24 protein-coding genes and 1 tRNA gene are annotated in these 23,357 nt (G+C 72.0%); 14 read left to right on the top strand and 11 right to left on the bottom strand.

Annotated features, from left to right (window positions below; translation table 11 throughout):
- Nucleotides 1-9: 9 nt before the first annotated feature.
- The gene (locus tag AC1DPN_RS06480; RefSeq protein WP_477083916.1) at nt 10-1,656 is read right to left on the bottom strand and encodes an ABC-F family ATP-binding cassette domain-containing protein; all 1,647 of its coding nucleotides are present in this window, start codon (nt 1,654-1,656) and stop codon (nt 10-12) included.
- Nucleotides 1,657-1,729: 73 nt separating this feature from the next.
- A complete protein-coding gene (locus tag AC1DPN_RS06475) occupies nt 1,730-2,590 on the bottom strand; it encodes an SDR family oxidoreductase (RefSeq protein ID WP_477083915.1) in 861 nt (286 codons plus the stop codon).
- 100 nt (nt 2,591-2,690) lie between these two features.
- Here AC1DPN_RS06475 and AC1DPN_RS06470 point away from each other — a divergent pair, with 100 nt between their 5' ends.
- From AC1DPN_RS06470 to AC1DPN_RS06420, 11 genes are all read left to right on the top strand, one after another.
- Nucleotides 2,691-3,062, top strand: a complete 372-nt coding sequence (locus AC1DPN_RS06470; RefSeq protein WP_477083914.1) for a winged helix-turn-helix transcriptional regulator — start codon at nt 2,691-2,693, stop codon at nt 3,060-3,062.
- A gap of 106 nt (nt 3,063-3,168) precedes the next feature.
- Entirely contained in the window at nt 3,169-4,896 is a 1,728-nt protein-coding gene (locus tag AC1DPN_RS06465; protein WP_477083913.1) for a DEAD/DEAH box helicase, read from the top strand.
- A 56-nt stretch (nt 4,897-4,952) separates the two neighbouring features.
- Nucleotides 4,953-6,635, top strand: a complete 1,683-nt coding sequence (locus tag AC1DPN_RS06460) for an alpha-amylase family protein (RefSeq protein ID WP_477083912.1) — start codon at nt 4,953-4,955, stop codon at nt 6,633-6,635.
- 81 nt (nt 6,636-6,716) lie between these two features.
- Nucleotides 6,717-7,673: an FKBP-type peptidyl-prolyl cis-trans isomerase gene (locus AC1DPN_RS06455; RefSeq protein WP_477083911.1), complete on the top strand. Its 957-nt coding sequence runs from the start codon at nt 6,717-6,719 to the stop codon at nt 7,671-7,673.
- A gap of 100 nt (nt 7,674-7,773) precedes the next feature.
- Nucleotides 7,774-9,822, top strand: a complete 2,049-nt coding sequence (locus AC1DPN_RS06450; protein ID WP_477083910.1) for an elongation factor G — start codon at nt 7,774-7,776, stop codon at nt 9,820-9,822.
- Between the two features lie 127 nt (nt 9,823-9,949).
- A complete protein-coding gene (locus tag AC1DPN_RS06445) occupies nt 9,950-10,906 on the top strand; it encodes an FKBP-type peptidyl-prolyl cis-trans isomerase (RefSeq protein WP_477083909.1) in 957 nt (318 codons plus the stop codon).
- Between the two features lie 73 nt (nt 10,907-10,979).
- Nucleotides 10,980-11,336 carry a nucleotide pyrophosphohydrolase gene (locus tag AC1DPN_RS06440; protein ID WP_477083908.1) on the top strand — a complete coding sequence of 119 codons (357 nt, stop codon included), beginning with the start codon at nt 10,980-10,982 and terminating at the stop codon, nt 11,334-11,336.
- 27 nt (nt 11,337-11,363) lie between these two features.
- Nucleotides 11,364-11,984: an L-threonylcarbamoyladenylate synthase gene (locus tag AC1DPN_RS06435; protein ID WP_477083907.1), complete on the top strand. Its 621-nt coding sequence runs from the start codon at nt 11,364-11,366 to the stop codon at nt 11,982-11,984.
- Between the two features lie 227 nt (nt 11,985-12,211).
- Nucleotides 12,212-12,658 carry a TIGR00725 family protein gene (locus AC1DPN_RS06430; RefSeq protein ID WP_477083906.1) on the top strand — a complete coding sequence of 149 codons (447 nt, stop codon included), beginning with the start codon at nt 12,212-12,214 and terminating at the stop codon, nt 12,656-12,658.
- The gene (locus tag AC1DPN_RS06425) at nt 12,655-13,392 is read left to right on the top strand and encodes a uracil-DNA glycosylase (protein WP_477083905.1); all 738 of its coding nucleotides are present in this window, start codon (nt 12,655-12,657) and stop codon (nt 13,390-13,392) included. Before AC1DPN_RS06430 ends, AC1DPN_RS06425 begins: the two co-directional genes overlap by 4 nt.
- Before the next feature lie 11 nt (nt 13,393-13,403).
- On the top strand, nt 13,404-13,826 hold the full coding sequence (locus tag AC1DPN_RS06420; protein WP_477083904.1) for a VOC family protein: 423 nt from the start codon (nt 13,404-13,406) through the stop codon (nt 13,824-13,826).
- Here AC1DPN_RS06420 and AC1DPN_RS06415 read toward each other — a convergent pair.
- From AC1DPN_RS06415 to AC1DPN_RS06395, 5 genes are all read right to left on the bottom strand, one after another.
- The gene (locus AC1DPN_RS06415; protein ID WP_477083903.1) at nt 13,823-14,293 is read right to left on the bottom strand and encodes a DUF2510 domain-containing protein; all 471 of its coding nucleotides are present in this window, start codon (nt 14,291-14,293) and stop codon (nt 13,823-13,825) included. The genes AC1DPN_RS06420 and AC1DPN_RS06415 overlap by 4 nt on opposite strands.
- Entirely contained in the window at nt 14,290-15,183 is an 894-nt protein-coding gene (locus AC1DPN_RS06410) for a DUF2510 domain-containing protein (protein ID WP_477083902.1), read from the bottom strand. The genes AC1DPN_RS06415 and AC1DPN_RS06410 overlap by 4 nt, the downstream gene beginning before the upstream one ends.
- A 98-nt stretch (nt 15,184-15,281) precedes the next feature.
- Nucleotides 15,282-15,731, bottom strand: a complete 450-nt coding sequence (locus tag AC1DPN_RS06405; protein WP_477083901.1) for an HNH endonuclease — start codon at nt 15,729-15,731, stop codon at nt 15,282-15,284.
- A 19-nt stretch (nt 15,732-15,750) separates the two neighbouring features.
- A tRNA-Arg gene (locus AC1DPN_RS06400) sits at nt 15,751-15,824 on the bottom strand.
- Nucleotides 15,825-16,123: 299 nt separating this feature from the next.
- Nucleotides 16,124-16,843, bottom strand: a complete 720-nt coding sequence (locus tag AC1DPN_RS06395) for a TetR/AcrR family transcriptional regulator (protein ID WP_477083900.1) — start codon at nt 16,841-16,843, stop codon at nt 16,124-16,126.
- 137 nt (nt 16,844-16,980) lie between these two features.
- Here AC1DPN_RS06395 and AC1DPN_RS06390 point away from each other — a divergent pair, with 137 nt between their 5' ends.
- Complete coding sequence (locus AC1DPN_RS06390) at nt 16,981-17,889, top strand: NAD-dependent epimerase/dehydratase family protein (protein WP_477083899.1); 909 nt, start codon at nt 16,981-16,983, stop codon at nt 17,887-17,889.
- On the opposite strand, the gene AC1DPN_RS06385 is transcribed toward AC1DPN_RS06390, so the two are convergent.
- On the bottom strand, nt 17,886-18,827 hold the full coding sequence (locus AC1DPN_RS06385) for a hypothetical protein (protein WP_477083898.1): 942 nt from the start codon (nt 18,825-18,827) through the stop codon (nt 17,886-17,888). The two genes, AC1DPN_RS06390 and AC1DPN_RS06385, sit on opposite strands and share 4 nt — an antisense overlap.
- 255 nt (nt 18,828-19,082) lie before the next feature.
- Here AC1DPN_RS06385 and AC1DPN_RS06380 point away from each other — a divergent pair, with 255 nt between their 5' ends.
- Nucleotides 19,083-19,904 carry a zinc ribbon domain-containing protein gene (locus AC1DPN_RS06380; protein ID WP_477083897.1) on the top strand — a complete coding sequence of 274 codons (822 nt, stop codon included), beginning with the start codon at nt 19,083-19,085 and terminating at the stop codon, nt 19,902-19,904.
- A 3-nt stretch (nt 19,905-19,907) separates the two neighbouring features.
- Here AC1DPN_RS06380 and AC1DPN_RS06375 read toward each other — a convergent pair whose 3' ends face one another.
- Nucleotides 19,908-20,318, bottom strand: a complete 411-nt coding sequence (locus AC1DPN_RS06375) for a VOC family protein (RefSeq protein WP_477083896.1) — start codon at nt 20,316-20,318, stop codon at nt 19,908-19,910.
- 61 nt (nt 20,319-20,379) lie between these two features.
- Here AC1DPN_RS06375 and AC1DPN_RS06370 point away from each other — a divergent pair, with 61 nt between their 5' ends.
- On the top strand, nt 20,380-21,357 hold the full coding sequence (locus AC1DPN_RS06370; protein WP_477083895.1) for a helix-turn-helix transcriptional regulator: 978 nt from the start codon (nt 20,380-20,382) through the stop codon (nt 21,355-21,357).
- Here AC1DPN_RS06370 and AC1DPN_RS06365 read toward each other — a convergent pair.
- Nucleotides 21,330-22,805, bottom strand: coding sequence for a DHA2 family efflux MFS transporter permease subunit (locus AC1DPN_RS06365; protein WP_477083894.1), 1,476 nt, complete (start codon nt 22,803-22,805; stop codon nt 21,330-21,332). The genes AC1DPN_RS06370 and AC1DPN_RS06365 overlap by 28 nt on opposite strands.
- Nucleotides 22,806-22,896: 91 nt before the next feature.
- A complete protein-coding gene (tsaA, locus tag AC1DPN_RS06360; protein ID WP_477083893.1) occupies nt 22,897-23,304 on the bottom strand; it encodes a tRNA (N6-threonylcarbamoyladenosine(37)-N6)-methyltransferase TrmO in 408 nt (135 codons plus the stop codon).
- Nucleotides 23,305-23,357: the final 53 nt, after the last annotated feature.

The following is a 23,357-nucleotide window of genomic DNA, read 5'->3' as shown; positions in this document are numbered from 1 at the left end:
GGAGCTCCTTCAGTCGGCGGTGACCTCGGTGACCTGGCCTTCCTCGACGTGCCAGCGGCGCGTGAGGCGAACGGTCTCCAGCATGCGCCTGTCGTGCGTCACCAGCAGGATCGTGCCCTCGAACGAGTCCATCGCTGACTCGAGCTGCTCGATGGCCGGCAGGTCCAGGTGGTTCGTCGGCTCGTCGAGGACGAGCAGGTTCACGCCGCGTGCCTGCAGCAGCGCGAGCGCGGCTCGGGTCCGCTCGCCGGGCGACAGCGAGACCGCACGCCGGTCGACGTGGTGCGCGCCGAGCCCGAACTTGGCCAGCAGGGTGCGCACGTCGGCGGTCGTCCAGTCGGGCACCTCGCGAGCGAAGGCGGTGGCCAGCGACTCCGGCCCCTCGAATGCGGCACGCGCCTGGTCGACCTCGCCCACCAGCACGCCCGAGCCCAGGTCGGCGGACCCCTCTGTCGGCTCGAGCCGGCCGAGCAGGAGCGCCAGGAGCGTCGACTTGCCCGACCCGTTCGGCCCGGTCACCGCGACGCGGTCCAGCCAGTCGAGCTGCAGCGTGACCGGCCCGAGAATGAAGTCGCCTCGGGTCACCACCGCGTGGCGCAGGGACGCGACGACCGCACCCGAGCGGCCCGCCGACGCGATCGTCATCTGCAGCTGCCACTCCTTGCGCGGCTCCTCGACGACCTCCAGCCGGGCGATCATCTTGTCGGTCTGACGGGCCTTCGCGGCCTGCTTCTCCGACGTCTCGCCGCGGAAGTGCTTGACGTGCTTGTCGTTGTCGGTCGCCTTGCGCCGGGCGTTGCGGACGCCCTTCTCCATCCAGGCGCGCTGCATCCGCGCGCGCTGGTTCAGCGCGTCGCGTCGGGCCGCGAAGCCCTCGTACGCCTCGCGCGCCTGCCGCCTGGCGACCGAGCGCTCCTCCAGGTAGGAGTCGTAGCTGCCGCCGTAGACGCTGACCTTCTGCAGGCTGCGGTCGATCTCGACGACCGCCGTGACCGTGCGGCTGAGGAACTCGCGGTCGTGGCTCACGACGACGATCGGTGCGTCCGAGCGCTCGACGAACTCCTCCAGCAGGTCGAGCCCGTCGGCGTCGAGGTCGTTGGTGGGCTCGTCGAGCAGGTAGAGGTCGTAGCGCGAGAGCAGGAGCGCGGCGAGGCCGACCCGGGCCGCCTGGCCGCCCGACAGCGAGGCCATCGTCTGGTCGAGGTCGACGGTCAGTCCGAGGTCGTCGGCGACGGTGCCCAGGCGGGCGTCGAGGTCCGCCCCGCCGAGCGCGAGCCAAGCCTCCAAGGCGTTGGAGTAGAGGTCGTCGGCCCCCGCGATACCTGCACCGAGGGCGTCCGCCGCGGCGTCCATCGCCTCCTGGGCCGGCGCGACGCCGGTCCGCCGCTCGAGGTGCGCCCGGACCGACTCCCCCGGCAGGCGCTCGATCTCCTGGGCCAGGTAGCCGAGCTGCGCGTGCGGCGGCGAGACCGACACCGACCCGTCGTCCGCTGCGCGGCGACCGCCGAGGATCTGCAACAGGGTCGACTTGCCCGCACCGTTCGGCCCGACCAGCCCGAGCACGTCCCCCGGTGCGACGACGAGATCGACGCCGCTGAACAGCTCCCGATCCCCGAACCCGGCGCCCACGCCCTTCGCCTGCACCGTCGCACTCATGGGCGCCATCCTCTCCTGACGGCACCGGCGGGCCCAACGCGTTTGCGCGGGCCCGCCGTCCGGGGCGAGGCGATCAGGCCGCGGCGGGAACCGCGAGCGCGCGCAGACCCTCGAGCAGCGGCGTCGTCGGGCGGCCGAGCAGGTCGCGCAGGTCGCTCGTCGCGTCACCGAGCACGCCTGCACGGATGTCAGCGTCCACGGCGACGAGGAACCCGACGGTCCCCGCGTCGAGACCGGCACCGGCAAGGATCTCCGCCTGCTCCTGGCCGGAGACGGCGGCGACCGCGACTGGGCGGCCGAGCACCTGCGCCGCGGCGGCGGCGAACTCGTCGGACGTCCACGCCACGTCGCCCGTGAGCTCGTAGACGCGGCCGTCGTGCCCGTCAGTGGTGAGCACCACGGCGGCGGCCTCGGCGAGGTCGGCGCGCGAGGCGGAGGCCACACGACCGTCGCCGACGCTGGTGAGCACCGTGCCGGTCTGGGCGGCCTGCTCGAGGGTCGGGGCGTAGTTCTCGTGGTACCAGTTGTTGCGCAGGATGGTCCAGGTGAGGCCGGAGGCGCGCAGCACCTCCTCGGTCGCCTTGTGCTCGGGCGACAGCGTCCACTCGGGGCCGGTCGCCTTCGGTGCGCTCGTGTAGACGACGCGACGGACGCCGACGGCCTTCGCGGCCTCGATCGCGCGGGTGTGCTGCGCGATTCGGGCACCGGGCTCGCTGCCGGAGACCAGCAGGACGGTGTCGGCGCCCGCGAACGCGGCCTCGAGGGTCGCCGAGTCGTCGAAGTCGGCGACCGCGACCGGGACGCCGAGGTCCGTCAGCCGCTCGGTGCGGCGGCCCGTCGCGAGGATCTCCTCGGCCGGGACACCCCCGGCGAGCAGGCTCTCGACGACGAGGCGGCCGAGGTGGCCGGTGGCTCCGGTGATGACGACGGACATGGTGGTTCCTCCAGGGGTCTAGGACGTTCGCTCGCCACAACCCGCGGAGGCGCAGCTACCTTCCTGTTCGTCGGTACCCACTTACGAGTAGGGTACGCACATGACGGTAAGTACCGAGGTCAGCGTCCTGCAGCGCATCCAGGCCGAGGGGGCCCTGACGACCGCGTGCCCCACACGGACCGTGCTCGACCACGTGACCAGCAAGTGGGGCGTGCTGCTGCTCGTCTTCCTCTCGGACAAGAGCATGCGATGGGGAGAGCTGCGGCGGGCCGTCGACGGCATCAGCGAGAAGATGCTCGCCCAGACCCTGCGCACGCTCGAGACCGACGGCTTGGTGCACCGCGAGGTCACGGCCACCGTCCCGCCGCGCGTCGACTACTCGCTGACCGAGCGTGGCAAGGGCCTCGTCGAGCGCCTGCTGCCCCTGATGGAGTGGATCGTGGACAACGCCGACGACATCGTCGGGGCGTGATCTGACAACCCATCCACCGGTCGCACTGAACTCGCGGCCCTGACGTGCCGAAGAATTTCAGGTAGGCGTCGTCGAGGGCGCCTCCCGATCCACGGACGAGGTCGCAGTGACGAGCCCGAGTGACGTGCTGTACGCCGCGCTCAGTGCGCGCGCGCCGCAGACCACTCGCGAGCTGACGCGCGGGCTCGCGCGCCTCGGGCACAAGCTCCTCCTCTCGTCGGACGTCGAACGACTGCTCCACGCGGACCCGCGGCTGCGCAACGACGGCGGTCGCCCCCTGCTCTGGCGTGCGCTGCCGGTCGGGAAGGCTCCTGCCCTGAGCGGTCCGCCGACTCCCAAGACGGCGCCGCCCGAGGTCCTCCCTCGTCGCGCGAAGGAGCTCAGCGCGACGCCGCGGCCGCTCGACCAGAGCGTGGTCGCCGCGCGCATCTCGCCGGTCGCCGCGTTCTGGCGCCAGCCCGTGTCGCTCGAACCCGCCGCTCAGCCGACGGATCTCGCCGCCGATCTGGGCGTGCCGGCCGTGCACCGCAAGCCGCTGCCGCCGGGCAGCCCGCCGCGGTACGTAGGTCCGCGCCTGCGGGCGTGGCAGGCGGACGTCCTCGACGGGTGGCTCGCGCACAAGCGCCGCGGGATCGTGCAGTCGGTCGCAGCGGCGGGCCGGGCGGGCGTCGGGGTCCTCGCGGCCTGGGACGGCGTCACTCGAGGCGAGAAGGTCCTGGTGCTGGTCCCGACGACCGACCTGCAGGAGCAGTGGCTGCACACGCTCGAGCTGCAGCTGCCCGGCCTGTCGCTCGGCCGCCGCGGGGGCGGCCCCACCCACACGTTCGACGACTGCGACGTGCTCGTCTCGCTCGCGGCCGCCACCACCGACGACCTCCTGCCCGACGGAACCGCCGGCCTGCTGATCGCCGACGACGTCCACCGCTTCGGGTCGAACGTGCTCGCCGCCACGCTCGCCGACCCCTTCGACGCGCGTCTGGGCCTGTCGGTCGCGCTCGAGGGGACCGACCAGGCGCTGCTGCCCTACTTCGACGCGGTGCTCGACGGCTGCGACCTGCGCCGCGGCCGCGACGACTCCGAGATCGCCCGCTACCGCGTCGGCCTGGTCCCCGTCGAGCTGCTGCCCGACGAGCGCGCCGAGTACCGCGAGCTGAGCCTGCGGATCGACCAGCTGGCCGCGCGGCTCGTCGCCACCCACGGCTGTGCACCCGAGACGTTCCTCGACGACATCGCGCGCCTGCAGGCCGGCTGGTCGCAGCGCCCGGACGCCGCGACCGACGCGAGCGCCTACCTGCGCACCGTGAGCGAGCGCCGCCTGGTCGTCTCGACCTCCGCCGCCAAGCTCGCCTCGCTCCCGCGTGTCGCGCCGACGCTCGCGCGCCACGAACGCAGCCTCGTCTTCACGCACTCCGCTGCGGACGCCGAGCGCGCCGCGACGATGCTCCAGGACAGCGGGGTCGACTCCGAACGGTTCCCGCACGGCCGGAACCTCGACGCGCGTCGGGCCGCGGTCCGGTACCTGCGCTCAGGCGAGGTGCGGACGCTCACCGCGCACCGACCGCTGTCGATCGGCACCGACCTGCCCGGCGTGTCCACGGTTGTGCTGCTGTCCGGCACGCGCACGGGGCGTCAGCTGATCGAGCGCGCGGATCCCGCGCTGCGGCCCAACCGTTTCGACGCGATCAGCACGCTGCTCGTCGTCTACGCCCGCGGCACCGTCGAGGACCCGGGCCACGGGCACCTCACGGACCTGCTCGACTCCGCGGTCGAGGTTCGCACGTTCGGGATCGACACCGACGGGGCGACGATCGCCGCGTGGTCGGTCGGCCTCTGACCCCGTCCGGGACGACCCACCGCGCGCGGTGGGCCCACCTCGGGTAGAACCGAGCGGTGAGGATCCACGACACCGGCGACCTGTGGTGGAAGAACGCGGTCATCTACTGCCTCGACGTCGAGACCTACATGGACTGGAACGACGACGGCGTCGGCGACCTGCCCGGGCTCGTGCAACGCATCGACCACCTGGCCGACCTGGGCGTGACGTGTCTGTGGCTGATGCCGTTCTACCCGACGCAGGACTACGACGACGGCTACGACATCTCCGACTTCCTCGGCGTCGACCCGCGGCTCGGCGACGCCGCCGACCTGGTCGAGGTGATCCGCACCGCCCGCGACCGCGGGATCCGGGTGATCGCCGACCTCGTCGTCAACCACACGTCGTGGAAGCACCCGTGGTTCCAGGAGGCCCGCAAGAGCGTCGACAACCCGTACCGGGACTTCTACGTGTGGCGCTCGGACAAGCCGCCCTCGACCAAGGACAAGGTCGTCTTCCCCGACAAGGAGGGCGGCATCTGGACCAAGGACGACGCGACCGGCGAGTGGTACCGGCACACGTTCTACCACCAGCAGCCGGACCTCAACACCGCGAACCCGCAGGTCAGGGACGCCATCGCGAAGGTCATCGGGTACTGGGCGGAGCTCGGCCTCTCGGGCTTCCGGGTCGACGCCGTGCCGTTCTTCCTCGCGGACGCGGCCAACACCCCGGGCGACGACATCGAGCACAAGCACGACTTCCTCAAGGAGCTGCGCTCGTTCCTGACCCGCCGGGTGGGCGACGCGATCCTCATGGGCGAGGTGAACCTGCCGTACGAGGAGCAGCGCCTGTACTTCGGGGGTGGCGCGGCGGACAGCGACGAGCTGACGCTCCAGTTCGACTTCATCGGCATGCAGAACCTGTACCTGTCCCTGGCCCGGCAGGATGCGGGCCCGATCACCCAGGCGTTGCGGGACCGCCCACCGATCCCGCACGACGCCCAGTGGGCGACGTTCGTGCGCAACCACGACGAGCTCACGCTCGACAAGCTCACCGACGACGAGCGCCAGGAGGTGTTCGACGCCTTCGGGCCCGACCCCGACATGCAGCTGTACGGCCGGGGACTGCGCCGTCGCATCCCGCCCATGCTCGGCGGGGACCCGCGACGCATCCGGATGGTCTACTCCCTGCTCTTCTCGCTGCCGGGCACCCCGGTGCTTTTCTACGGCGAGGAGATCGGCATGGGCGAGAACCTCGCCGCCGAGGGGCGGATGGCGGTGCGCACGCCGATGCAGTGGACCTCGGGGCGCAACGGCGGCTTCTCCCAGGCGACGCCGTCCCGGCTGCCCGGCCCCGTGACCACCGGCGGGTTCGGCCCCGAGCACGTCAACGTGGCCGACCAGCGCCGCGACCACGACTCGCTGCTCAACTTCGTCCAGCTGCTCGTCCGCCGGTACCGGGAGAGCCCCGAGCTGGGCTGGGCGCAGTCGCCGGAGATCCTCGACCAGCCGCACGCGGCCGTGCTCGCGCACCGCAGCACGTGGGGCGACGGCTCGACGATCAGCGTGCACAACCTCGGGTCCGAGCCCGTGTCGGTGCCCCTGCGGTTCGCCGACTGCGACGACACCGTGCAGCTCGTCGACCTGCTCCAGGACGGCACCTGCACGATCGACGCCCGCGGCCGCACCGAGGTCCAGCTCGACGGCTACGGCTACCGGTGGTTGCGCGTGGTCCGCCCCGACGACCGACGGCTCCTCTGAACGAACAGCGGGCTCCCAGCAACCTCGGCTAACCTCCCAGGGCCGCCGCGCTCGCGCGGCCCTGACCTTCCGGAGGCCCCCGTGCGACGCACGACCACCGCCCGACGCGGCATCGCCGCCACCGCCCTCGCGCTGACGCTCGGCCTCGTCCTGGCCGCGTGCTCCGGCGACTCGTCCGACGACGCGAGCGCGACGCCGACGCCGTCCGCGTCGGAGACGTCCGCCGTGAACGCGGCCGACGAGGCCGCGGTCGAGGGGATCGTCGTGACCGGCGACCTGGGCACCGAGCCCACCGTCACGCTGCCGACCACGCCGTTCACCGCGTCGACGGTCGTCGTCAAGGTCCTCGACCCCGGCACCGGCGCGACCATCGAGGAAGGTCAGCAGCTGACCATCAAGTCGGTCGTCGTCTCCGGGGCGGACGGATCGGTCGCCGCCTCGACGTACACGGGCGATCCCGACGTGGTCCCGCTCACGTCCGACCTGGGCGTGCTGCACGACACGCTCGTCGGTGAGAAGGTCGGCGTGCGGTTCGTCATGACGACGCCGCCGCAGTCGGCCGACGATCCCACCACCTACGTCCGCGTCGGCGAGATCGTCGACGCCGTGACGGTACCCACCCGCGCCTCGGGCACGCCCGTGACGCCGGCACCGGGTCTGCCGACCGTGAAGCTCGACGCCGACGGGGCGCCCACGATCACGCCGGCGACCGGCGCCGCGCCGACGACGCTCGTCGTGCAGCCGCTCATCACCGGTACCGGCGCACCCGTCACGGCCGAGCAGACGCTGACCGTGAACTACACGCTCGCCCTCTGGGACGGCACCGAGGTGCAGTCGACGTGGGAGGACGGCAAGACCGCGCAGTTCGCGCTGAGCAGCACGATCGCCGGCTGGCAGGAGGGCCTCGTCGGTCAGCCCGTGGGCAGCCAGGTCCTTCTCGTCGTCCCGCCGGACAAGGGCTACGGCGCCAAGGAGTCGGACACGATCCCGGCGAACTCGACGCTGGTCTACGTGGTCGACATCCTCTTCGCGAGCTGACCGCTCTCGCACGTCACGAGCCCAGGACGCCACGGTGCGTCCTGGGCTCGTCGCGTTCGCGAACCGTCGCTAGGGTGGCTCCCACAGCCCTGACCGGGAGATGCCGATGGCAACGATGCCCAGGATCCGCACAGTGGCGCTGCTGGGCGCCGCAGGATCCGGCAAGACGACTCTCACCGAAGCCTTGCTCCACCGCGCCGGGGTGCTCACGCGCGTCGGCCGTGTCGAGGACGGCTCCACGGTGACCGATCACGAGCCCGAGGAGATCGCGCGCGGGCAGTCGCTCACGCTGGGCGTCGCGCCGTTCTCGTGGACGACCGGCTCGGGCGCCTACGACGTCACGCTCCTCGACACCCCGGGCTCGGCGGACTTCGTCGGCGCGATGGACGCCGCGCTGTCAGCCGCGGACCTGGCGCTGCTCGTCGTCAGCGCGGTCGACGGCGTGCAGGCGGGCACGCACGCCGCCTGGCGGGCCGCTGTCGACGCCGGGCTCCCCCGGATCGTCGTGGTGACCAAGGAGGACAAGGCGCGCGCCGACTTCCGGCACGTCCTCGCCGACCTGCGGACCGCGTTCGGCGAGGGACTCGTGCCGCTCGAGCTCCCGCTCGGCGAGGAGACCGCGTTCACCGGGGTCGCCGACGTGCTCACCGACGAGGGCCTCACCTACGACGCCGACGGGCACCACCACAGCGAGCCGCTGGGCGCGGCGATCGCCGACGAGGAGCACCGGCTGCACGACGAGGTCACCGAGGAGATCGTCGCGCACGACGACGACCAGCTCGAGCGGTATCTGTCGGGCGACGTGCCGAGCGCCGCCGAGCAGCTCAGGACGCTCGCGCACGAGGTGCTCGAACAGACCGCGTTCCCGGTGCTCGTGGTCTCGGGCGTGACCGGCGTCGGCGTCGACCGCCTCGCCGACCTGTTGTGCGACCTCGGCCCGGACCCGGCCGACAGGTCGGTGCGCGCGGGCAGCACGACCGTCACCGTGCGCCCCGACCCGACCGGCCCGACGCTCGTGCACTGCTTCCGTACGCTCGCCGACCCGTTCGTCGGCCAGGTCACCATGTTCCGCGTGCTCAGCGGCACGGTCCGGCCGGGCGACCGCCTGGTCAACACGACGACCCACGTCGAGGAACGCGTGCCGGGGGTCTTCCGGCTGCGCGGCAAGGAGCACGTGCCGCTCGACTCCGTGCCGGCCGGGCAGATCGGGGCCGTCGCCAAGCTGACCGGGACACCGAGCGGCTCGCTGCTGGCCGAGCGGACCGGACCTGGTGCGTCCATGACCGCCGTCCCGCCGCACCGCCGCGAGCCGGTGTTCGGGCTGTCGCTCGAACCGGTCAGCCAGTCCGACGACGACCGGCTCTCCGCCGCCCTCACCCGCCTGACCGCCGAGGACCCCACCCTCAGCGTCGAGCGTTCCGGCGACCGCACGATCCTGCGCGGCCTGGGCGACACCCACCTCGCGGTCGCGCTCGACCGGCTGGCCCGCGTGTTCGGGGTGCACGTGAGCACGTCGCCCGTGCCCGTCGGCTACCGCGAGACCATCCGCCGGCCGGTCGCCGCCGAGGGCAAGGTGAAGAAGCAGTCGGGCGGGCACGGGCAGTACGCCGTGGTGCAGCTGCGCGTCTCGCCGCTCCCGCCGGGGTCGGGGTTCGAGTTCGTCGACGCCATCGTCGGCGGGGCCATCCCGCGCACCTACGTCCAGGCGGTGCACAAGGGCGTGGCCGAGGCGATGTCCGCGGGCGGCCCGCACGGGTACCCGGTGGTGGACCTGCGCGTCGAGGTCTACGACGGCAAGTCGCACTCGGTGGACTCCTCCGAGATGGCGTTCCGGACGGCGGCCGCCTACGGGCTGCGCGAAGCCCTGCAGGCGGGCGGCACCACCGTCCTCGAACCGATCAGCCACGTCTCCGTGACGGTGCCGACGACCGTGCAGGGCGACGTGATGAGCGACCTGTCCGCCCGCCGGGGACACATCAGCGCGACGACGTCGCTCGACGACGGCACGGTGCTCATCGAGGCGTCGGTGCCCGAGGCCGAGCTCGCCCGGTACGTGCTGGACCTGCGCTCGCTCACCGGTGGCCGAGGCGAGCTGTCGATGGTGCCGGACAGGTTCGACGTGTGCCCGGACCATCTGGTGCCTGCGTAGGTCCCGTGCGAGTTCGGCGTAGATAAGGTCCAGCGCCCGGTCCACTCAGCGCGCTCCCAGCCAACTCGCGTACGGTTTCCGCGTTCCGCCGTCTCGGGCGTGGACCCGAACTGACGGAGGACGTCCCGTGCGCCGACACCGCACCGCACGCCGCGGCCTGGCTGCCGCTGCCCTCACCGTGGCCCTTGGCCTCTCGCTGACCGCCTGCTCCGGCGACTCGGGCAACGACCCGTCGCCGAGCCCGACCAGCTCGGTCGACGCCGCCGAGGCCGCCGCCACCGCAGCCGACAAGGCGGCCCTCTCCGAGATCGACATCGAGTTCGGCGACGGCAAGCCCACGGTCACGCTGCCGAGCAGCCCCTTCTCGGTGACGACGGCGCCCGTCGAGGTCCGCGGGCCCGGTACGGGTGCGGAGCTCAAGGCCGGCCAGGCCATCACGATCGACTACGTCGCCGTGTCCGGCGACGACGGGTCGGAGCTCCACGAGACCTACTCGACCGACCCGGAGCCGGCCTCGCTGGGCGAGACCTCCGTGCTGAGCGCCCTGATCGGCGAGAAGGTCGGCGTCCAGTTCGTCGTCGCCCTCCCGCCGCAGGCCGAGGGTTCGCCCACGACCGTCATCGCGGGCACGATCGTCGAGGCCAAGGACGTCCCCACGCGCGCCTCGGGCGAGGCCGTCGCACCTGTCGCCGGTCTGCCGACCGTCACGCTCGCCGACGACGGCAAGCCGTCGCTGACCCCCGCCACCGGCGCGGCACCGACCACGCTCGTCGTGCAGCCCCTGATCAAGGGCTCCGGACCTGAGGTGACCGCGGGCCAGACCGTGACGGTCCACTACTCCGGCTGGCTCTGGGACGGCACCCCGTTCGACTCCTCCTGGGACCGCGGTGAGCCGTTCCTGGTGGAGAACGTGGGCCAGGCCCAGGTGATCGCCGGGTGGAACGAGGGCCTCGTCGGCCAGACCGTCGGCAGCCAGGTGCTGCTCGTCGTCCCGCCGGACAAGGGCTACGGCGCGACGGCCAACGGTGACATCCCCGCGAACTCGACGCTCGTCTTCGTGGTGGACATCCTCGCCGCGCAGTAGTCGTCGGCCTTGTCGACGAACCCCCGGGTGCCCCGCGCACCCGGGGGTTCGCGCGTTCTGAGAGGCTGGCGCGGTGACCGACGAACGAGAGATCGCCGAGCTGACCCGGCTCGTCCGGGAGTTCAGCACCGAACGCGACTGGCAGCAGTTCCACGACCCGAAGTCGGTGATCCTGGCCCTCGTCGGCGAGGTGGGCGAGCTGGCGGAGCTGTTCCAGTGGGTGCCGGCCGCCGAGGCCGTGGACCGGTTCTCGGCCCCCGACCGTCACGCGCGCGCAGCGGAGGAGATGGCCGACATCCTCGTCTACCTCGTGTGCCTGGCTGACGTGCTGGGGGTCGACCTGGGGTCGGCTGCGCGGGCCAAGCTCGCGGCCTCGCACCGGCGGTTCGCTGCCGACGAGGTCCGCGGCATCGCGCCGGAGAAAGCTTGACCCGCTCGCGCTACTAGGGTCGGTCCCATGGCGCGCTACTTCGACGTCCACCCCGAGCAACCTCAACCGCGGTCGATCGCGCAGGTGGTCGATCTGCTGCGCAACGACGCGCTGATCGCCTACCCGACCGACTCCTGCTACGCGCTGGGGGCGCGCATGGACAACCACGCCGGCGTCGACCGCATCCGCAAGATCCGCAACCTCGACGACCGGCACCACTTCACGATCGTCTGCTCCGACTTCGCGCAGCTCGGTCAGCTGGTGCAGCTCGACAACAGCGCGTTCCGCGCGATCAAGGCAGCGACCCCCGGGCCGTACACGTTCATCCTGCCGGCCACCCCCGAGGTGCCCAAGCGGCTGGCGCACCCGAAGAAGCGGTCCATCGGCGTGCGGATCCCGAACCATCCGGTCGCGCAGGCGATCCTGCGCGAGCTCGGCGAGCCGCTCCTGTCCAGCACGCTCCTGATGCCCGGTGCCGAGTGGCCGATGGTCGAGGGCTGGCAGATCAAGGAGGAGCTCGACCTCGTGCTGGACGCGGTCGTGGACGCCGGTGACTGCGGCACGGTGCCGACGACGGTCGTCGACTTCACGTCCGGCGCACCGGAGGTCGTGCGTGAGGGCGCGGGCGACCCGTCCCGGTTCGAGTAGCCCGCCACTCACCCCTCGGGCCGGCCGACACCCGCCCTCCCATGGTCCAGCTGACTCCCCCCCGCTCCGCCGACCCACCCACCCTCACCCAGCGCGCGCCCGCCGCCGAGACCGGCAGTCCGGCACGAGACCGGCAGTTCCGAGTGCCGGTCTCGTGTCACAGTGCCGGTCTCGCGTCACAGTGCCGGTCTCGCGTCGGAGGGCCGGTCAGGAGGAAGGTGACCCGCATGGCCTACATCGGAGTCGTCGGTCCGTCGGACGCGTCTGGCGACGAGGTCGCTGCTGCGCACGCTCTGGGCCACGGGCTCGCTCAGCGCGGGCACGTTGTCGTGTGCGGCGGGCTCGGCGGAGTGATGGCGGCGGTGTCGCACGGTGCCGCGGGGGCCGGCGGTGTCGTCGTCGGACTGCTGCCGGGGATCGACCGCGCGGCGGCGAACGAGCACGTCACGGTCGCGATCCCGACCGGGCTCGGGGAGCTGCGCAACGGGCTGCTCGTGCGCAGCTGCGACGTCGTCGTGAGCATCGGTGGCTCGTGGGGGACGCTCAGCGAGGTCGCCCTGGCGGTCCGCACCGGCGTCCCGGTGCTCGCGCTCGGTGGGTGGGAGCTGCCGCCCGGCCCGGTGCCCGTGGCGTCTGTCGCCGAAGTCCTCGAGCGGCTGGACACCGTGCGGTGAGGGATGCGGCCGAGGTCGCACGGGCGGCCCGGGACGCGCCCGACATCGCGACGCTCGACGCGATCGTCCCGGAGTGCCGGGCGTGCCCCCGGCTCGTGGCGTGGCGCGAGCTCGTCGGCGTGGAGAAGCGGGCCGCGTTCCGCGACGAGACCTACTGGGCCCGACCCGTGCCGGGCTTCGGCGACGCACTCGCGCGCGTGCTCGTCGTCGGACTCGCGCCTGCCGCGCACGGTGCCAACCGCACGGGCCGGATGTTCACGGGAGACCGGTCGGGCGACTTCCTGTTCGCGGCGATGCACCGGACCGCGTTCGCGTCCCAGCCGACCTCGACGTCCCGCGACGACGGGCTGGTCCTGTCCGACGTCCGCGTCACGGCACCGGTCCGCTGCGCGCCGCCCGCGAACGACCCGACGCCCGAGGAACGGCGCACCTGCGGGCCGTTCCTCGCCCGCGAGCTCGAGCTGCTGCAGCCGCGCGTCGTCGTGGTGCTCGGTGCGTTCGGGTGGCAGGCGCTGCTGGCGACGCTCGCCGAGCAGGGCTGGGAGGTCCCGCGCCCACGCCCACGGTTCGCGCACGGCGCGGAGGTCGACCTGCGACACCCGACGATCGGCTCGGTCACCCTGCTCGGGTGCTTCCACGTGAGCCAGCAGAACACGTTCACCGGACGGTTGACCCCGGCGATGCTCGACGCGGTGCTCGAGCGTGCGCGGGCGCTTGTCGGACCTCGTGGCTAGCGTCGGTGCGCATGGAGATCTCGTTCGTCGCCGGGTTCGGTCCGATCACACGTGACGCGGGTGCGGCCCGTGCGTTCTGGGAGGACGGGCTCGGCATCGCGCTCGAGGAGCCCGCACCGGGCTACCTGACCAACGACTCGCTCGAGGGCGTCAAGGCGTTCGCGCTCTGGCCGCTCACGCAAGCCGCGCAGTCGACGTTCGGGAGCCCGCAGTGGCCTGCCGACCTGCCGACGCCGCAGGCCTGGCTCGAGCTCGACGTCGAGTCGGTGGAGGCGGTCGGCGCGGGCGTCGCCGAGCTGACCGAGAAAGGTCATCGTCTGCTCCGGGACACCACCGAGGAGCCGTGGGGTCAGACGACGGCCCGGCTGCTCAGTCCCGAGGGTCTGCTGGTCGGTGTGACCTACACGCCGTGGCTGCACCCGAAAAGTGGCTAGACCATCCCGTTGAGCAGGACGAGCAGGCACAGCGCCGACGCGATGGCCCCGGTGACGAGCGCGAAGATCGCCCGACCGGTGCCGTGACCGCCCGAGCGCGCCTGACGCAGGGCGAGCACCCCGAGAACGATGGCGACCGGCCCCAGGATCCAGATGGCCAACGCCACGAGGCCGACGTACCCGGCGGTCACGGACTGCCAGGACCGGCCGACGGGGGCGATCCAGTGCAAGGCGTTGTTCGGCCCGTACTCGTCGGACGCCGGCTGACCCGCGGCGGGGTAGCCACCGGCGTAGCCGTAGCCGGTCGGCTGGCCCGCGTAGGACGGAGCCTGCCCGACCGAACCGGGGACCGGTGCCGTGTGGGCCGTCCAGTCGCGCCCGTCGTACCAGCGGAGCACGCCGGGGGTCACGTTGTCGGCGTACCAGCCGGGTGCGGTGGCGGTGGGCCACCCATTGTTGGTGCTCATCCTGCGCTCCCGCTGGTGGTCGGTGTGAGGCACAGCGCGGCCCCTGAGTCGTCGGGCAGGGGGACCACATGGTCCGCCCCGGTCGGGCACGTCATGCCGTCGGAGATCCGGGCCGAGGCGACGTAGGTGTGGGGGAACTCGCACGAGACCTGCCAGACCGAGGTACCGGATTCCGCCCAGCACGAACCTGCGTCGACCGACTCCGTCCCGGGCACTCCGGTCGAGGTGTACGCGTGCACGATCGAGATGACCGAGATCAGCACCGCCATCCCGCCCCCGATGCCCGCGAGCGCGGCACCGGACGAGCTCCACGGCTGGCCGCCCAGGCTCACCATGACCTTGTAGTTCTTGCGCGCGCGGTAGAGCGACGCGAGGCCTCCGACCACCCCGGCCGTCGAGACGTAGTGCCGGCCCCCGTACCCACCGGTCGTGCTCATCGAGGACGCCACCAAGGACGCGATGAGCGCGCCGAGCAGCAGCCAGCCGATGCCCAACCAGAAGTCGCGGTAGACGCGTCGGCGGGCCTGATCGATCGCCCGCTGATCGACGACCGTGCCGGGCAGCTGGTTGTAGGTGGCGGCGCCGAACCCGTAGCCGCCGCCGAAGCCATTGCCGTTGCCTTCGGAGTCGAACCGGGCGATGGTCGGCTGCTGCCCGAAGGCATCGAACCGGGAGGGCTCAGCGCTGAAGGGCTGCTGCCCAGGGGCGTGCGTCGGGAACGGGCTGTACTGCGCGACCGTCGGGCGAGCTGCGACGGGAGCGAACGCCACCTCGGCCGCGGGCGCCTCGACGGGGCGCGTGTGCTCGGTCCACGCGGTCCCGTCGAACCAACGCACGACCCCGGTCGTCACGCGGTCGTCGTACCACCCGGCAGCCAGTCCCCCTGTCACAACCCACTGTTCGGCAGATCTGAGGAATTTCTTGATCCCGAAGCGGTGACGATCCTGGCCCCGAACAGGTGACGCTCCTCAGTTCTCCTCAGTGCTCCTCAGTGGGCGAGCAGCTCGCGGTGGGTCGGGACGTGCGGCTCGAAGTGCAGCCTCATGCCGGCCTCCTGCGGGGTGCGGTCCCGCTTGCGGTGGTTGCAGTCGAGGCAGGCGGCGACGGTGTTGAGCCAGGTGCTCGTGCCGCCACGGCTCCGCGGCAGGACGTGGTCGACGGTCGCCGCGTCGCGCGAGCCGCAGTAGGCGCAGACATGGTGGTCCCGCTCGAGCATCGCGGACCGGGACCAGGCCGGGATGCCGCGGCGGTTGCGCCAGCGCATCTGCACGTAGCGGACCAGGCGGAGCACCCTGGGCAGCGGGTACGGCCCGAACGTGCGGCCGTCGACGGCCTCCTCGACGACTGCCACCTGGCGGTGCAGCATGCGGACGGCGTGCGCGAGGCTCACGCGATGGAGGGGCTCGTACCCCGCGTTCAGGACCAGGACTCCCGCCATGGCCGTTCCCTTCTGTGAGTGCCCTGCGCTGGACTTGAACCAGCTGCCTCCGGCTTCGTAGGCCGGCGCTCTGTCCTTCTGAGCTAGCAGGGCGTGGGGGGTGGTGAGACGGCGATGGGCCGCCCCCGAGATCGGAGACGGCCCATCGCGCGACTGAGTGTGTGCTCAGGCAAGGTTCGGTGACCTCCGAGGTCGGGTTCGGGACGTGCGCTTGGTCAGCTCGTACACCATGGCGTCGTCTCCTCTCGGCGGTCGGGTCGTCGGTCCAGCGCGACAAGGTCCGTGAACGCGTCGCGGGCCTGGTCCAGGGTGACCGACGAAACGCGATCCCACCAGGGGATTTCCGGATGAATCCCACGAACGGGCGTGGAACATCTGGCGGCGCCGGCTGCTCAGTCGAGGTCCACCACGAGCCCGACGCCCGCCGCGGCCGTGCCGATGGTGACGTCGAACAGACGCGCGAAGTCACCGGCGACGTTGTGCAGGTGCCCGAAGAGCTCGACCGAGATCGCCCCGACGAGCGACGTGAACAGGGTCACGGACCGCGCGGCGAGCCGGGCTACGTGGTCAGGAACGTCGGCGGGGTCCGAGAAGCCGACGAACGCGAACACCTGCGGCGCGACGCGGCCGCGCGGGTCGAAGTCGGGTCCGGCGGGGCTCAGCGCGCCTTCCGCGTCGGCGCGCATGACCAGCCCGACGAGCACGGCCCAGATCCGCACGGCGTGCACGACGGTGTCCTGCGGCGCCTGGTACCCGCGCACCGGCGTGCCGTAGATCAGCTCGAACGAGTGCGGGTGCTCGAGCGCCCAGCCGCGAACGGCACGGGCGACGTCGAGCCACACCGCCGCGGGGTGCTTGCCATGCGCGGCGGCCACCGCGGTCTCGGCGACGTGCCCCACGGCGTCGTACGCCTCGATGATGAGGAGCGTCAGCAGGGCGTCGCGCGAGTCGACGTACCGGTAGACCGCCGACGACGCCATGCCCAGGTCCCGTGCGACGGCGCGCAGCGACAGCTCGGCCGCACCGTCGGCGACCAGGCGGGCCCGCGCAGCGTTGAGCAGCTCGGCCATGACCTCGGCCCGTGCGCGCTCGCGGGCGGTGGTGGTTGTCATTGCCCCATTCTGCCTGCTCCGCGACGATATTGAGAGCACCGATCCGATGTGTGAGCACTGCTCTTGTATCGCCGATCGGATTGTGCGAGCATCGCTCTCGGACGAGAGCACCGCTCTCACATTCGGAGGGACTCATCATGACCCGGCACGTCATCGTCGGAAAGGGAGCCGTCGGCTCCACGCTCGCGCAGGAGCTCGTCGCACAGGGCCACGACGTCCTCGTCGTGAGCCGAACGGGCGGCACCGGATCCGGGCACGTGGCGCTCGACGCCACCGACGCGGACGCGCTGGCCGCCGTCGTGCAGGGCGCCGACGTCCTCTACAACTGCGCCAACCCGAAGTACACGCGCTGGACCACGGACTGGCCGCCGCTGTCGTCGGCGCTGCTGGACACGGCCGCGCGTACGGGGGCCGTCCTGGTCACCGCCGGGAACCTCTACGGCTACGGGGTGCACGGTGAGGTGATGACGGAGCAGACGCCCCTGCGCGCGACCGACGCCAAGGGCATGGTCCGTGCCCAGATGTGGCGGGACGCCGTCGCGCGCACCGACGTGCGGACCACGGAGATCCGCGGCGGCGACTACTTCGGCCCGCGTGCCGATGCGGCTGCCCACGCCGGACCGCGATTCGTCCAGCCGATCCTCGCCGGGAAGGTCACCCGGACGATCGTCGCGGTAGACCAGCCGCACAGCTGGACGTACCTGCCCGACTTCGCACGCGCCCTCGCCGCCGCCGGGCAGACCCCCGACGCATGGGGACGTGCCTGGCACGTGCCGACCGCGGAACCGCTGACGTTCCGTGCGCTCGGCGCACTGATCGCCGAGACGGCGGGAGCCCCGGCGCCGCGGATCAAGCCCATGAGCAGTGGGGTCCTACGGGCGCTCGGCGTCGTCTCGCCGCTCCTGCGCGAGGTCTCGGACGTCGCCGACCACTTCAGTGAGCCCTTCGTCATGGACACGACCGCGTCCTCGCAGATGCTCGGCATGACCGCGACCCCGTGGGCCCGGGCCGTCGCCGAGACGCTCGGGACCGGAGCGCGGGTCTAGGAGGAGGCCCCGGCGGCGCGTCGCGCGAGACGCACAGCACCCTCGACCGCGGGCACGTCCAGCATCCGCACGTCGGCGTCGGGGAGCCGCTCGAGGATCGATCGTCGGATCCCCGCGAACAACCGCGGCACCTCGGGTGCCACGTCGCCACCGACCACGGCGTGCACGACGTCGACACCGCGATCGGAGAGCTGGACGACGAGCGTCGCGATGGCCCGCGCGTTCGCCGTCACGAGGCCGTACGCGTCGCTCGACCCTTCGTCGGCAGCCTCGAAGACGGCCGGCGCGTGGCTGCTCCAGGGCAGCGCGCGGGCGTCCCAGCGCAGCACCTGGGCGAGCTCGTCGACCGACGTGAGCTGCATCGACTGCATGAGCCGGAGGTGCAGCACCTCCGGCCGGTCTCCGCGGGCCGCGCGGGTGAGGACCGCCATGGCGGCCTCGCGGACGAGCGCGCTGGCGCTGCCGGCGTCGGAGAACGCCCAGCTCGACATGCCGGAGAGCGAACCCGGACCTGTGGCCACGGCGATCGCGGAGCCGCCGACCAGGACTCCGACACCGCGGAACAGCCCGGCAGCGGGGACCAGCAGCTCGGCATCGTTGACGACGATCGTCGGCACCCGCAGTGCGGCACCGACCGTCGTGCCGAGCGCGTCACGCAGCGCGCGGACCTCGCAGCCGGTGGCCCCCACCCCGACCGCGACCAGCTCGACGTCGGCGCAGTCGTCGAGCGCACGGCGCACGGTGTCGACGATCCAGCCGGTCGCGTAGCGCAGAGGGGTCGCGGACCAGCTGGCCGACGCCGAGACGTGGTCGAGGACGATCGCGCCCGACGCCTGCTCCACCACCTGCACCTGCGCCGTGACGGCGCCGATGTCCAGGCCCATCACGACGCGTCGGCGCGCCACGGAGCGGTCGGGCGGCGGGTGGCGCTCGGTCATCTTTCGTCCTCGTGGTCTGACGGCGACCCCGCGGTGGGTGGGCGGGGGTCTGTCGTCGGGGAGATCACAGGGCGACCGGGTGTGGGGCGCCATCCGACATTTCACGTTAAGCGCCAGGTCAGGGGCCTATCCCGGACTTAGGTCCTGGGTCGGCACTGATCCCGATAACAAGATGGAAACGACCACCTGCCGAGGACCGGGCCCGCCGCCCCGCGAGGACGTGCACACTTGACCTACAGAGGCGAAGGAGCACTCATGCTGGAATGCCCGGTCTGCAAGTCGGACGAGCTGGAGCTCGTCGAGCGACTGCCGGACGATCGCCGGAAGATTCGTTGTTCGTCGTGCCACCACACGTGGATCCGCGGCGAGGCCAAGCGCGTGACCGAGACGCCCGCGTCGTACGCGGGCCTGCGCGACCGGTTCCCCGACCGCGCGTCGGTCGACCCCGCTCGGATGGCCGTCGTGGAGGAGCTCAAGGGGGTGTTCCTGCAGGAGCACCAGACGCCCGACCCCGAGGTGCTGGCCTACTGGGCCAAGTACCAGGAGATCTTCAGCGCCGAGAACATCGTCGACGCCGACCCCGAGGACCTGCGCGAGTTCGCCAACAGCACCGTGGGCGCGGCCCCCGGGAACATGTCGGTGTTCAACCGCGCGTGGAAGACGATGGGCGACTACGAGGCAACCGCCAGGACGCGGAACACCATCCGCTACCTGCTCTACGGCCCCGCTACTGTGCCCCTCGCGGACCGGTTCACCCGCCTCGTGCACGAGCAGGGCGGGCTCGGCATGACCGGCTTCAAGGAGTCGCTCCTGACCCGCGTGCTCTGCGTCGTCGAGCCTGAGCGCTACCTGCCGATCCTCACCTACAGCACCGCCGCCGGCGGCAAGCGTGAGATCGCGCAGCTGGTCTACGGGCTCGAGCTGCCCGAGGCGGCCCGCGTCCAGTGGACGATCGGGCGGCTCATGATGTGGAGCAACGACCTGCTCGTGGACCTGGCCGGCGACGGTTTCAGCACGCTGCAGCAGGTGTCGCAGTTCTTCTGGGAGACCAAGAGCCGCGAGCTCGAGCCCGCCTGACCGTCATCCCCACGCGACCGCCTGCCGCAGTCCGAGCAGGTGGCCGTCGGGGACCCGGACGACAGCGAGTCGGGCACCGTTCATATCGACGATCCCCGTCTCAGGGTTCCCGTTGGTGACCGGTGCGGTGCCCAGCTCGGCGAGCCCACCGCCCTCGACCTCGGCCATCGGGGCGCACCCGCTGGCCAGCAGGCCCGCGCGGGCGTCGTCGATGTCGGCCACGTCGAGCATGACCAGCGGGAAGTCGACCCACGGCAGCCTCGTCAGGCCGATCTCGGTGCCGGCGAACCGGAACGCCGCGTAGTCCGGCGTCGCGAACAGGGGCGCGTTCCCCGTGACCGCCGTCCAGGCGGTGATGCCCGCGTCGATGTCGCGCGCGGGGTAGACGATCGTGGCGATCCCGTTGATGTCCATACGACGATCGTGCTCGCCGATGCGGCAGGTCTGCTTCCGCAACTTCTGGAATCCTGGACGGATGCTGACCACGTCGGCCCGTCTTCTGCGGCTCCTGTCTATCCTGCAGGCCCCCGGTCTGCACGGTGGACCGGACCTCGCCGCACGCCTCGGCATCTCCACGCGCTCGCTCCGTGACGACATCGCCGCACTCCGCGAGCTGGGCTACCCGGTCCACGCCCGCCCGGGATCCTCGGGCGGCTACACGCTCGGTGCCGGCGTCGCCCTCCCGCCGTTGCTTCTCGACGACGACGAGGCGGTCGCCGTCGCGGTCGGCCTCGGGCTCGCCGCGACGGCAGCGGTCGAGGGGATCGAGGAGGCCTCCGTCATCGCGCTGGCCAAGCTCGAACGCGTCCTCCCGTCGCGCCTGCGGCACCGGGTCGACGTCCTGGCCTCGTCGACCGAGTTCGCGCACCGCCCGCCCGAGCCCGTGGCCAGCGCCACCCTGCAGACGATCGCCGAGTGCTGCCGGTCCTTCGTGAGCCTCCGCTTCGACTACATCTCGCCTTCGTCGACCCGGCTGGAGCCCGGACGGCGCGAGGTCGAGCCCTACCGGCTGGTCCACCGCGCCGGCCGCTGGTACCTCGTCGGCTGGGACGCCGCCAGGCGGGACTGGCGCGCGTTCCGGGTCGACCGCATGACGCTGCGCGTGCCGAACGGTCCGCGCTTCCGACCGCGGCCGACGCCCCCGGACATCGCGGCCTTCGTCGACGCTGCGATCGGGGCCTCCACGTGGGGCTTCCGCGCGCGCGTCCGACTCCACGCCAGCGCCACCGAGATCGTCCCGCGCGCCCCCGCCGCCGTGACGGTGACCGCCGAGACGGACAGCACGTGCACCGTCGACGTCGGGTCCGACGACGCAGCGGCGCTCGCTCGCTACCTGGGGATGTGGGGCGTCGACTTCGACGTGCTGGACTCGCCCGAGCTCGTCGCGGCTGTGCAGGAGCTGGCGGCCCGGTATGGCCGGGCAACTCACTCCGTCGGCGTCGGCGCCCCGTGACCTGAGTCGACCTTCTTGGGCAGGACGAACACCAGCACGACCGCGGCGACGGCGAGCACGGTGCTGACGAACATCGCGGCGGCCGCGGCGTCGGTGAACGCCTGCGGGACGGACTGCGGGCTCGTGATGTGCAGCTGCCCGAACAGCACGCTGCCGATCACGGCGATACCGATCGCGCTCCCGACCCGCTGCATCACGCTGATCACGCCACTCGCGGCGCCCGCTTCGGACCGGTCCACAGTCGCGACGATGAACTGCACGTTCGGCGCGATGAACAGTCCGCTGCCGATCCCGGCCAGCAGGAGCGGGACGAGCAGGTCCCAGTTGGTGAGGTCCGCCGCGGCCTCGTTGCGCAGCACCAGCCACACCCACGCCAGGCCGATCGCGACGAGAAACGTGCCGACGACGAGCACCGAGCGCCCGAGCCGCTGCGAGAGCCGGTTGCTCTGTGACGCACCAACGATCGACCCGAGCGCGAACGGCACCCCGACCACGCCGGACTGCAGTGCGGTGTGCCCGAGCCCGGCCTGCCACAGCAGCGAGATGGTGAAGAAGATGCTGGTGAACGCCGCGAAGTAGACCATCGCGAGGATCGTGCCGCCCGTGAACGCGGGGTGGCTGAACAGGTGCGGCGGAACCATCGGGTTGGCGTCCTGGATGCGGACCTCCCAGGCACCGAACGCCACGATCAGGAGCGCACCGGCCGCGAGCGTGATCCAGGTCCACGCCGGCCAGCCCTTGTCCTGCCCCTCGATCAGCGGCACCAGGATCGCGACGAGGCCAGCCGTCAGCAACGCGAGCCCGACGAAGTCGTAGCCGGTCTTGGAGGTCGTGCCGAGCTTTCCCGCTGGCAGCAGGATCGCTGCCGCGATGAGCGCGACGATCCCGATCGGCAGGTTCACGAAGAACACGATCCGCCAGCCGTTCGCCTCCCCGAACGCCTCGATGATCAGGCCACCGAGGATCGGGCCCAGCGCCGTGCTCACCCCGATCACCGACCCCATGATCGCGAACGCCTTGCCCCGCACCGGCCCCGGGAAGAGCAGCTGGATGAACGCCGTGACGCCCGGCACGAACATGCCACCGGCCAGCCCCTGGATCACCCGCGCGATGATCAGCTGGAAGCTCGTCTGCGCCAGCCCGCACAGCAGGCTCGCGAGCGTGAACAGCGCCAACCCGGTGAAGAAGACCCACTTGTGCCCGATCCGGTCCCCCACCCGGCCGGCCGGGATCAGGGCGATGCCGAACGCCAGCGCGTAGCCGGAGATGATCCAGCTCAGCGTCGCCTCCGACGCACTGAGATCCTCACGGATCGTCGGCAGCGCGACGTTGACGATCGTGGTGTCGAGCAGGGCCATGAACATGCCGGCCATGAGGACGATCAGCGCGTTCCACGCGCTCCTCGGAACCTTCGGGGGCGTCCACGCCTGCGCGGCGGCCTCGGTCATGGGGTCACGGGTCCTCTCGCCGACGACGAGCGTGGGAGCTCCTCGGCTCGATCATGACGGGACGGAGGCTCGGGCGCCCCTCGGGCCCGCGTCAGCGCTCGTCGAGGGCTCCGAGCACCGGCTTGATGTCGAGCACCGGCGTTCCGTCGATGGCTTCCAGGTCACGGACGAGCAGTCGCGTCCCGTTTATCTCCAGCACCGTCACACGGTGCAGTCCGATCGGGTTCGGGCGGTCAGGCGAGCGGGTGCTGAACACGCCGAGCGGGGTGCGAGTGACGTCACCGCGGGGGTGCACCACCTGCACGTCACGGTCCGCGCGGTCGAGCCAGGTGAGCACGAGGACGTCGTCACCGACAGCGATGTCTGCAACAGCGTCCGCAAACTCGGGCGCAACGACGACCCACGCGTCAGGTGCACCCTCGTCGCCTTGCCTTGGCGCAGATGCCCGGTCGGTGAGCGACGACTCGACCCGCCCCACCTCGGTGACTTCGTAGCCCATGTCTCCACGATGACGACCGAGATCGCCGTCGACAAGACACGAAGCGAGAGGAC

The sequence above is a fragment of the Cellulomonas sp. P4_H4 genome, assembly GCF_056400865.1.
This window is presented reverse-complemented; position numbering and strand designations above follow the sequence as displayed.